9 protein-coding genes and 1 other RNA gene are annotated in these 10,353 nt (G+C 65.3%); 5 read left to right on the top strand and 5 right to left on the bottom strand.

The genetic code is table 11. The annotated features are described in order from the left end of the window. Positions 1–62: non-coding RNA, sX9 sRNA (locus tag QRM60_RS12415), on the top strand; the annotation flags it as partial. A gap of 59 nt (positions 63–121) precedes the next feature. Here QRM60_RS12415 and QRM60_RS12410 read toward each other — a convergent pair. Both QRM60_RS12410 and QRM60_RS12405 read right to left on the bottom strand, forming a co-directional pair. After that, positions 122–556, bottom strand: a complete 435-nt coding sequence (locus QRM60_RS12410) for an OsmC family protein (RefSeq protein WP_274341810.1) — start codon at positions 554–556, stop codon at positions 122–124. Between the two features lie 33 nt (positions 557–589). Next, positions 590–1,450: a pirin family protein gene (locus QRM60_RS12405; protein WP_014508398.1), complete on the bottom strand. Its 861-nt coding sequence runs from the start codon at positions 1,448–1,450 to the stop codon at positions 590–592. Between the two features lie 232 nt (positions 1,451–1,682). Here QRM60_RS12405 and QRM60_RS12400 point away from each other — a divergent pair, with 232 nt between their 5' ends. Next, positions 1,683–3,755: a carbon starvation CstA family protein gene (locus QRM60_RS12400; RefSeq protein WP_057671893.1), complete on the top strand. Its 2,073-nt coding sequence runs from the start codon at positions 1,683–1,685 to the stop codon at positions 3,753–3,755. Further along, positions 3,755–3,979, top strand: coding sequence for a CstA-like transporter-associated (seleno)protein (locus tag QRM60_RS12395; protein ID WP_014508400.1), 225 nt, complete (start codon positions 3,755–3,757; stop codon positions 3,977–3,979). Before QRM60_RS12400 ends, QRM60_RS12395 begins: the two co-directional genes overlap by 1 nt. 640 nt (positions 3,980–4,619) lie before the next feature. Here the strand turns inward: QRM60_RS12395 and QRM60_RS12390 are convergent. Continuing rightward, entirely contained in the window at positions 4,620–5,324 is a 705-nt protein-coding gene (locus tag QRM60_RS12390) for an HAD family hydrolase (protein WP_285446293.1), read from the bottom strand. A gap of 190 nt (positions 5,325–5,514) precedes the next feature. On the opposite strand from QRM60_RS12390, the gene QRM60_RS12385 reads away from it, so the two are divergent. Together QRM60_RS12385 and QRM60_RS12380 are read left to right on the top strand one after the other, a co-directional pair. Further along, positions 5,515–6,324, top strand: a complete 810-nt coding sequence (locus QRM60_RS12385; protein ID WP_285446292.1) for an ankyrin repeat domain-containing protein — start codon at positions 5,515–5,517, stop codon at positions 6,322–6,324. 36 nt (positions 6,325–6,360) lie between these two features. Continuing rightward, positions 6,361–7,557 (top strand): XVIPCD domain-containing protein, encoded by a 1,197-nt coding sequence (locus tag QRM60_RS12380; protein WP_103700083.1) that lies wholly within the window; start codon positions 6,361–6,363, stop codon positions 7,555–7,557. 161 nt (positions 7,558–7,718) lie between these two features. On the opposite strand, the gene QRM60_RS12375 is transcribed toward QRM60_RS12380, so the two are convergent. Beyond that, on the bottom strand, positions 7,719–8,969 hold the full coding sequence (locus QRM60_RS12375; RefSeq protein WP_115540681.1) for a DUF819 family protein: 1,251 nt from the start codon (positions 8,967–8,969) through the stop codon (positions 7,719–7,721). Positions 8,970–9,235: 266 nt separating this feature from the next. Next, on the bottom strand, positions 9,236–9,451 hold the full coding sequence (locus tag QRM60_RS12370) for a hypothetical protein (protein WP_011037854.1): 216 nt from the start codon (positions 9,449–9,451) through the stop codon (positions 9,236–9,238). Positions 9,452–10,353 lie beyond the last annotated feature (902 nt).

Genomic DNA, 10,353 nt, shown 5'->3' with positions numbered 1-10,353 from the left:
CACTCCGGTTCCTCCGCGCCGTCCGCACCCACCTGACGACTGCTCGCTACGTTTTTTTAGCCGCTCTTAATGCGCTAATGCAGCTGCGCGCCGGCATCGACCAGCGCGCGCTGAATGCGCATTAGCGCGTCGAACCGCTGGCAGCATCCACCAGCGCGTGCGGCTGCAGTTCGGTGGCAATGCGCACCTCGCCGGTGAGCAGGCGATGGATCGGGCACTTCTCCGCCACCTCCAGCAGACGTGCACGCTGGTCATCGTCCAGTGCGCCCTCCAGCACGATCGCGCGCGTGATCGATGTGCCCGCGGCGCCGCGCTGGGTGTAATGCAGGTGCACGTGCACCGCGGCCAATGGCCATTGCTTGCGTGCGGCCACCATCGACACGGTGATGGCAGTGCAGGCACCCAACGCGCCCAGCACCTGCGCCTCTGGATCCGGCCCTGCATCCTGGCCACCGTTGGCCGGCTGGGTGTCGCCGATCCAGCGGTGCTGGCCGTCGTGGATGGTGACCGTGTAGGGCACCGTGCCGGTGACGACACTGACGGCGCGATCACTCATGTGCGCTTCTCCCACGCGGCAACCCGCCCCGGTTCAAAACCGCCCCTCCTGGAAATCGACGAACGCCTGCATCAATTCCTGCTTGGTGTTCATCACGAACGGGCCATGCCGCATCACCGGCTCGTTGATCGGCCGGCCGGCGACCAGGATCAAGCGCGCGCCGGCAGCACCGGCCTGCAGCCGCAGCCGCTCGCCACCGCCCAGCACCGCCAGCTCCTGCGCCGGCAACGGGCGTGCGCCCTCGCCCTCGCCGACCGTGGCCGCGCCTTCGAAGGCGTACGCAAACGCGTTGTGGCCGGAGGGCAGCAGATAGTCCCAGGACGTGTCCGGCGCCAGTGCGATATCCAGGTACACCGGCTCGGTGGCCGGCTGCACGATCGGCCCGTGCACATCGTCCACCGCGCCGGCAATCACCTTGACCGTGACGCCCGCAGCCGGATGCGCGACCGGGATCTTGTCCGGCGCGTATTCCTGATACTTGGGGTCGCTCATCTTGTCGCGCGCGGGCAGATTCACCCACAGCTGGAAACCACGCATGCGCCCGGATTCCTGCTCGGGCATTTCCGAATGGATCAGGCCGCGCCCGGCGGTCATCCACTGCACGCTGCCCGGGGTCAGCAGGCCTTCGTTGCCGTGGTTGTCCTTGTGCCGCATGCGCCCGTCGAGCATGTACGTGACGGTCTCGAAGCCGCGGTGCGGATGGCTCGGAAAGCCGGCGATGTAGTCTTCGGCCTGTTCGGTGCCGAACTCATCCAGCATCAGGAACGGGTCCAGTGCCGGCAGCTGCGGCGTGCCGATCACGCGGGTCAGCTTGACCCCGGCACCGTCGGAGGTGGGCATGCCGCGAATGGTCCGCAGCACGTGTGCCGCCGTGGAGGTGGTGGTGTCGCTCATCGAACGCTCCCTGTGCGCAAGTGGATGCCTTGCATGATGGAGGCCGCTGGCATGGCGCCCAACCGCGACACGTGCAACCGACCGTTCCAAAACGCCGCGGCGCGCAGGCGCAATGCCGCACTGCAATGCCAGACACCATACGACCAAAGGCTTACCTGATCCCCGGGCGGCACCATTGACCGCGGACAGCCGGCGGGAGGACCCTTAGCGGGATCGTTCCTGAGGGGCATGCATGAAAGGTATCTCGAAGCTGGCCTGGGGCGCGCTGGCGCTGCTGGCCGCGTTCTGCCTGGGCACCGTGGCGCTGCGGCGCGGCGAACACATCAACGCGTTGTGGATCGTGGTGGCGGCGGTGTCGATCTATCTGATCGCCTACCGCTTCTATGGCCTGTTCATCGCCGACAAGGTGATGCAGCTCGACCCCACCCGCGCCACCCCGGCGGTGACCAATAACGACGGCCTGGACTACGTGCCCACCAACAAGCACGTGCTGTTCGGGCACCACTTCGCCGCAATCGCCGGCGCCGGGCCCTTGGTCGGCCCGGTGCTCGCCGCGCAGATGGGCTACCTGCCCGGCCTGCTGTGGCTGGTGGTCGGCGTGGTGCTGGCCGGCGCGGTGCAGGACTTCATGGTGCTGTTCCTGTCCACGCGCCGCAACGGCCGCTCGCTCGGCGACCTGGTGCGCGAAGAGATGGGCCAGGTGCCCGGCACCATCGCGCTGTTCGGCGCCTTCCTGATCATGATCATCATCCTGGCAGTGCTGGCGATGGTGGTGGTGAAGGCCTTGGCCGAGAGCCCGTGGGGCATGTTCACGGTGATCGCGACGATGCCCATCGCGATCATGATGGGCGTGTACATGCGCTACATCCGCCCCGGCAAGATCGGCGAGATCTCGGTGGTGGGGTTGATCCTGCTGCTGGGTGCGATCTGGCTGGGTGGCCAGGTGGCCGCCGACCCGACCTGGGGCCCGGCCTTCACCTTCACCGCCAAGCAGATCACCTGGATGTTGATCGGCTACGGATTCATCGCCTCGGTGCTGCCGGTATGGCTGCTGCTGGCACCGCGCGACTATCTGTCCACGTTCCTCAAGATCGGCACCATCCTGGGCCTGGCGATCGGCATCTTGATCGTGATGCCCGACCTCAAGATGCCGGCGCTCACGCAGTTCGCTGCCAGCGGCGATGGCCCGGTGTGGAAGGGCGGCATCTTCCCGTTCCTGTTCATCACCATCGCCTGCGGTGCGGTATCCGGCTTCCACGCGTTGATCGCCTCCGGCACCACGCCCAAGCTGCTCGCCAACGAAGCGCACATGCGCTACATCGGCTACGGCGGCATGTTGATGGAATCGTTCGTGGCGATCATGGCGCTGGTGGCCGCGTCGATCATCGAACCCGGCATCTACTTCGCGATGAATAGCCCGGCCTCGTTGGTCGGCAGCGATACCGTGGCAGTGGCTGCCAAGGTCAGCGAATGGGGCTTTGCAATCACCCCGGAAGTGCTGGAAGCCACCGCGCGCGACATCGGCGAGCACAGCATCCTGGCGCGCGCCGGTGGTGCACCCACGCTGGCGGTAGGCATCGCGCAGATCCTGCACCACGTGCTGCCGGGCGAGAACACGATGGCGTTCTGGTACCACTTCGCGATCCTGTTCGAAGCGCTGTTCATCCTCACCGCAGTGGACGCGGGCACGCGTGCCGGCCGCTTCATGCTGCAGGACCTGCTGGGCAACTTCATCCCGGCGCTGAAGAAGACCGAATCGTGGACCGCCAACATCATCGCCACCGCCGGTTGCGTGGCGTTGTGGGGCTACCTGCTCTACACCGGCGTGATCGATCCGTTCGGCGGTATCCAGACGCTGTGGCCGTTGTTCGGCATCTCCAACCAGATGCTGGCCGGCATCGCGTTGATGCTGGGCACAGTGGTGCTGTTCAAGATGAAGCGTGACCGCTACGCCTGGGTCACCATCGTGCCGGCGCTGTGGCTGCTGTTGTGCACCACCTACGCCGGGCTGATCAAGATCTTCGACAGCAACCCGGCGCAGGGTTTCCTGGCGCAGGCGCACAAGTTCCAGGCCGCCATCGCCAGCAACACCATCACCGCACCGGCCAAGACCGTGCCGCAGATGCAGCAGATCGTCACCAACGCCTACGTCAACACCGGGCTGACGGTGCTGTTCCTGTTCGTGGTGGGCTCGATCCTGATCTACGCAGTCAAAACGATCGTGGTCGCCCGCCGCACCCCGCAGCGCAGCGATCGCGAAACCCCGTACGTGGCACTGCAGCCACACCAGATGGCGGATCTGTAATGGGCACTCAACTCGTTCTTGCCAGCCAATACCAGGCCCATCGCCGCATCTGGCGCCGCCTGGTGCAGACCGCACGCCTGTGCTGTGGCATCCCGGACTACGACAACTACGTGCGCCACATGCTGGAGAAACATCCGGACAAACCGGTGATGGACTACCCGGCGTTTTTCCGCGAACGCCAGGAAGCGCGTTACGGCGGCAAGAGCGGGTTCCGCTGCTGTTGATGGGTGATCGATAGATGTACACGCAACAGGGCGCGATGCGAATCGCGCCCTGTTGCGTTGATGTGGACGCGAAATGCGGTTTTCTTTATGCGATTGGACGGTGCGGCAGATTGGCTGCGGAGCGGTTGATCTGCGGCTTGGCTGCAAGGCCCTTGCCCGCCGCCATCGTGGGACGCGCCGGGAGGTAGAGCGGCTGATCTGTGGCTTGGCAGCAGGGCCCTTGCCCGCTCACCATCGCGGGACACGCTGCAAGTACGTCCTTGTAAGCTCTTACGCGGCATCCATGCCGCGTAAGGTCCCGCGACGGTGAGCGGGCAAGGACCAATCAGGCATGTCGGTGTGCATGGTTGCATGCAGCGCAATAAGCGCGTTTTTTGGATGACGGCGAATGACGGCGCGTCCGATCAGCGTCGCAACGCGAACGACTAGCAGGCAGGCTTTCAACGAAGCGACCTACGAACGTTCTGGTGCGGTGCCCTCATCGCTTGCGGGACCGTGTGGCGGCATGGATGCCGCCACCGAGCCTACAGGGACGTACTTGCGGCGTGTCCCGCAAGCGGTGAGGGCACCGCACGCTCGACCGAGCAGGCTTTTGATCCAAACACTGACTGCAGCCAAACGATGCGACGACGCGACATCCTCAACCAGCGCGCGTTTGCGCGAGCCGCTCGAACAACGCGTGCAAATCGCGCATATCGTCGAACACCTCCAGCACGCCGATCCGTCGCAGGGTGTCGTCGTGCCCTTGCGGAATATGGCTGGCACCGGTAAATCCCAGCACCTGCATGCCGGCCGCCAGCGCGGCGGTCGCACCGGTGGGGCTGTCTTCGATGACCAGGCAACGCTCCGGCGCTACACCGGCCGTGCGCGCAGCCAGCAGGTACACATCAGGCGCCGGCTTGGGCCGCTCCACCATGTCGGCGCTGAAGATCCGCCCTGCCGCACGCGCCGTGAGCCCGGCCCGCTCCACCGATGCAATCACGTTGTGGCGGCGGCTATTGGAGGCCACCGCCAGCGGCAGCGGGATCTGCTCCAGCGCCTGTCGCACGCCCGCAATCGGCTGCACCTCGGCGGCGATCAAGGCTTCGCTGCGCGCCTGGATCTGCGCCAGCAAGGTTTCCGGCAACTGCAGCGCAAAGTGTTCTTCCACCCGCCGCAATACCTCGCGCGTGGTCTGCCCGAACGTGGTTTCCAGCAGATGTTCCAACGGCTCGGCCGGCACGAACGCTGCCAGCGCCTCGCGCATCACCCGGTCGGCCAGGATTTCGCTGTCGACAAGAACCCCATCGCAGTCACTGATCAGTAGCTCGTACGCCATTGCACCCATCTGCTTGCAAAGCGCCATTATGCCGGCCCGGTCGTGACCGTCGGCTGTGGCGCAGTGCCCGCGCAGGTGACGAAGACGCTCGCGCGCCCATCAACAAGGTCCGTGGCCAAGCGGACCCGGCCAGACGCCCGGCCTACGCGCCTATGTCACGAAATCTTACCGCTTGGGATTTTTACAGCTGGTAGGATCGGCCCCGCTGTGGCGGGACGTGCCGCAGCGTCATCAGGAATGCGATCAGGAGAAGGAGATTTCGATGCAGACGCGATTCCCCACCCTGCTCGTTCTTGCGACCTCGTTCTTCGCGGTCTCATGCACCGCCTCGCCCGGTGCCAAGGAGCAAACCACCATGTCAGCTACGCTGCAGGACCACGCCGTCGCTTTCCGCGACCCCGGTCTGACCGACATCGCCAACGCCATCGCGCACGGCGACGTCGCACGGATCAAAACGCTCGCCCCCACCGTCGATCTGGCCGCACACGGCGATCAGGACGTGACATTGCTGGAATGGGCGATCTGGAACGAACAACCCCGCGCCCTGGACGCGCTGCTAGACGCAGGCGCGGACCCGGCGTTGCCGGGCATGGACCAGGAAACGGTCGTGCACATGGCCGCCATGGCGCAGGACCCGCAATACCTGAAGATTCTGCTGCAGCACAAGGCGCCGATCGATGTGGTCAGCGCGCGTGCCGGCTGGACGCCGCTGTTTCGCGCGGTGCAGAGCAAGCGCGATGCGCAGATCGGCCTGTTGCTCGACGCAGGCGCCGACGTGCAGCGCGTCGACCATACCGGTAACAGCCTGCTGCATCTGGCCGCGCAGAGCGGCGCCGCCAGCCCGACAGTGTTGCAATTGCTCAAGGCCGGTGTGGACCCCACGGTGCGCAATGCACAGCAGAAGACCTTCCAGGCGTATTTCTTCACCACGCCGGACCGTCTGCTCAATGCCACCGGACAACAGGTCAGATCGGATGTGCGCGCATGGTTGAGCGCTCACAACATTCCCGTGGAAAGCAGCCGCTAAGCGCGCTTTCCGCACGACGCACGCAAGGAACCGCGCATGTCCCCGTCAGAATCCACATCCTCCACCGCCGCATCCACTCCGTTCGCAGAGTCGATGCGCGGGCAACAACCGCAGCCGCAGGACCGGCAATTTCCGGAGCTGCTGCAAGATCTCTATGCCACTGCCAATCAACGCCGCGAAGGCGGCGCCGAAACCTTTGCGCCGCTGGCCAACGGTTGGTCGCGCATGGACGACAGTGCGCTGCAGCAGGCCGGCATCGATCCGGCACTGCTGCACGACGCCAAAAGCGGCTTCGATGCCGCGTTCTATCGCAACGATCAAGGCCAGGTGGTACTCGGTTTTTGCGGGACCGACGAAGGCAAGGACTGGAAGCACAACATCGGCCAGGGCCTGGGCTTCGACGATGCGCAATACGCATCGGCAATCCAGCTCGGCAGCCAAGCCAAACAGGCCTTCGGCGACCAGGTGGTGATCTCCGGCCATTCGTTGGGCGGCGGTCTGGCATCGGCATCGGCCATGGTCAACGACATTCCCGCGGTGACGTACAACGCGGCCGGCGTCAACGACCGTACCCTCGAACGCGAGGGCCTGGATGCGTCGGCAGCCAAGCAGTACGCCAGCGAGGAGTTGATTCGCGGCTACCACGTCAAGAACGAAATCCTCACCCATCTGCAGGAAGACAGCATTCCGCTGAAGTGGACCATGCCCAACGCAGCTGGCCACCAGATCGAACTGCCGGAGCCGGACCCGCTGTCGTTCGGGCAGCGGCTGGTACCCGGCATGATGCTCAAGCACCGTCTGGACCTGCACGGGATGGACTCGGTGATCAAGGCCCAGGACATGCAATCGCCCGACCAGGCACGCGGCGCGTCGCTGCAGCCCGGCAGCCAGTTGTTCAATGACGCGGTGGTGCAACTGGATGGCCAACGCGAGCGGCTGGGGCTGCGCGACGACACCGCGTTTCTCAACACCGCCGCCAGCGTGGCCGCGCGTGCAGGCAACGACGGCCTGCAGCGGATCGATCACCTGGTTCCCAACCGCGATGGCGACAGCCTGATCGCGGTGCAGGGCCGCATGGACGACCCCACCCATCTGCGCAGCCATGTGCAGACGGCGGCCGCGGCCAACGAACCGGCGCAGACCAATGTCGGCCAGTTGCAGCAGCACAACCAGCAGCACGCGCATCCGCAGGCCCAGCAGCAGGACGAGCAGCGCCGCGTGATCCAGCAATAAGCTGCTCGGCAAACCGTGCCGCATGCAGTCCTCGTCAGGTGGACGCGTGCGGTGCGGGAAGGTCCAGCAAGTGACCATCTGTTTACTGCGGTCGACCAAGCCGACCGCAGACGTCATGGAACTGTTGCAGGCAACCGCTCCATGACGCCGGCAAGGCAGCGTTAACCTGCCCCGGCCATCGCCCGCAAGGTAATGCCGACCAGATACGCCAGGTAGGTGCCGGTGGCATAGCCCATGGTGCCCAGCAGCACACCCACGGGCGCCAACGCGGGATGGAAGGCCGCAGCGACCACCGGCGCGGAAGCCGGCCCGCCGATGTTGGATTGCGAGCCGATCGCGAAATAGAAGAACGGTACCCGCAGCAGGCGGCCCAGCCCCCACAACAACACGATGTGCACGGCAATCCAGATCAGCCCGAGCAGGAACAGCCACGGGCGATCGAGCAAGGCCAGCAGGTCCATCTGCATGCCGATGCAGGCGATCAGGAAATACAGCAGCAAGGTCCCGATCTTCGAGGCGCCCGCGCCTTCCAACGTGCGCGCGCGGGTGAAGCTGAGTAGCAGGCCCAGGCTGGTCGCAAGCACCACGACCCACACGAATGGCGTGTCCAGACTGAACTGGCGCGCCCAGCTCAGGTGCGCCTTGCACCAGCCGGCCAAGGGGGTGGCGAGCGCATGCGCCAGGCCCACCCCGCCGAACGCTACGGCCACGATCACCATCAGGTCCGACAGGCTGGGAATGCGCGCGTGCTCGGCCTGGAAGCGCGCCATGCGCTCCTGCAAGGCATCCAGTGCACGGGTATCGGCGCCGCTGCGCGCATCGATGCCGCGGGCGCGCCCGGCCAGGAAAATCAGCACCGCCATCCACACATAACCCACGCCAACATCGACCACGGCAAATTGCCCGAACGTGGTGGCATTCACCGCGAACACCTCGCGCATCGCCAGCATGTTGGCGCCACCGCCGATCCAGCTGCCCGCCAGCGCCGCCATGCCAGCCCAGGTATCGCCGGCCACAGTGGCTGGGTGCAGCCAACGCATCACCCAGAACGCGACCACCGCGCCCAGCATGATGCTCAGCGATGCGCCCAGATACATCGCCACCAGCTTGGGGCCCAGGCGCAGGATGGCGCGCAGGTCGATGCTCAGGGTCAGCAGGATCAGCGCGGCCGGCAGCAGCACGTCGCGGGCGATCGGGTTGTACAGCCGCGTGTTGGCGCCATCGATCAACCCTACCGTGTTGTAGATGCCCGGCAGCAGGTAGCAGAGCAACAAGGCCGGCACCACCGCGTAGAACCGCTGCCAGGGGCCGCGTTCGCGGGCGGAGGTCCAGAACACGGCGCCGAGGGTGGCGGCGATCAGACCGAACACGACAATGTCGTTCTGGATCAGTGCAACAGGGGGTGGGGTCACGAGCGGTGGAGATCCTGGCAGATGGCCGCGCAGTGGCGGATCGTCCAAGCGTGGCCGATCACCCGAATCTAGCCGACCGGCGTGCCTGCGCAAAGCGCGGGAATGGATCGGGTTTTCCTGTGCGCACGCCTCGGGCAGGTGCGCACCGGTCTGTCAGGCAACCGGTCACCTGCGGGGACTTCTCCCCTGACGGCTGACTCTCAGGACAAGTTGGTTGCGCTTGCCGCTGGAAGACGCCGCCAGCTCCCGTCCGCGAGGTCACAAGCTCAGCCGTAACGCCGGACCAAACGATCGCCGTCGCCGGTATTGAGCACCACACCGCTCGGCTCGCCGGTGGTCAGGCAGTGCAGTTTCGCCATCAATTCGGCCTGTGCCAGGGCGCCCTGCTCTCTCAGGTAGCGCAGCGGCGACCACTGCGGGCGGGTGACCCACCAGCCGTTCTTTTCGGAATGGATACGTACGACGTAACGGGAGTCGTCCATCTGGCCCTCCGGCCGGTGATGCAGCGAAGCGAGACAACCGGCCTGGAGCGGCGGTGCCTGCATGGGAATCGGTCTGGCGGGTGTGCCGGCGCGCCCTTACTCAAGGGGCCGCGGGAGAGTGGCCCAAGGCCCCGCGTCCGGCATAGCCAGCATGTGCTTATGGCTATGGCTGGCGCCGTCAGGCGGACACTGGCTCGCCGGTAGGAAAATTCTTACGTGACACACGTCACGCGCAGCGCTACATTCCGGTACAGATAAGTGCCTCTGGGGAGGGTTTGCATGTATCTGCTAAGGAAGTTCCAATTCCCGGTCAAGACCGCCATGGTCGTTGGCTATGTCCTGGTGATTCGCGAAGCCGTGGTGCTCTGGATCTGAGCGCTTCGACCGCACATTGAACTGACTGGCCGAAGGTGCATGGCTGCAACTTCTGCGTTGGTGTAGGTGCTTTGCAGCAGAGCGCGACGGCACGCGGCGATGCTCAGGAGCTGCGCGTTGCCGCTACATCGTGAAGTGTCTGGTAGATGGTGGATGGCTGCACCGTCTGTGTTGGTCTGGCTGCTTTGCACCAACCGCGCGACTGGTCATGCCCGCGTCACGCATGCGATCGATGCCGCGCCGTGAGCTGGGCGATGCAGCGGTGCGACTAGGCGTCTCATAGCGATGCACTCGGCGATGCACTCGACGCGCCATGTGCCGCAATTACAGCCGCTTCCGTGAAATGTGTTTTTCAGCGCAACGCGTTGTCCAGATGCTTGTCGCGTGCATCGCTTCCGTCGCGTGCTGGCGCAGCGTGTGCGTAACCTGGCGTACGTTGGAGTGACGCACTTCCGTGCGGCATCGCGAAGCATCGACACTGCACGCGTTGGCAAGGCAGCACATTCGCGATGTACCACGGGCACTTG

This window comes from Xanthomonas sp. fls2-241-TYG-148 (assembly GCF_030208815.1).
Taxonomy (GTDB): domain Bacteria; phylum Pseudomonadota; class Gammaproteobacteria; order Xanthomonadales; family Xanthomonadaceae; genus Xanthomonas; species Xanthomonas campestris.
This window is presented reverse-complemented; position numbering and strand designations above follow the sequence as displayed.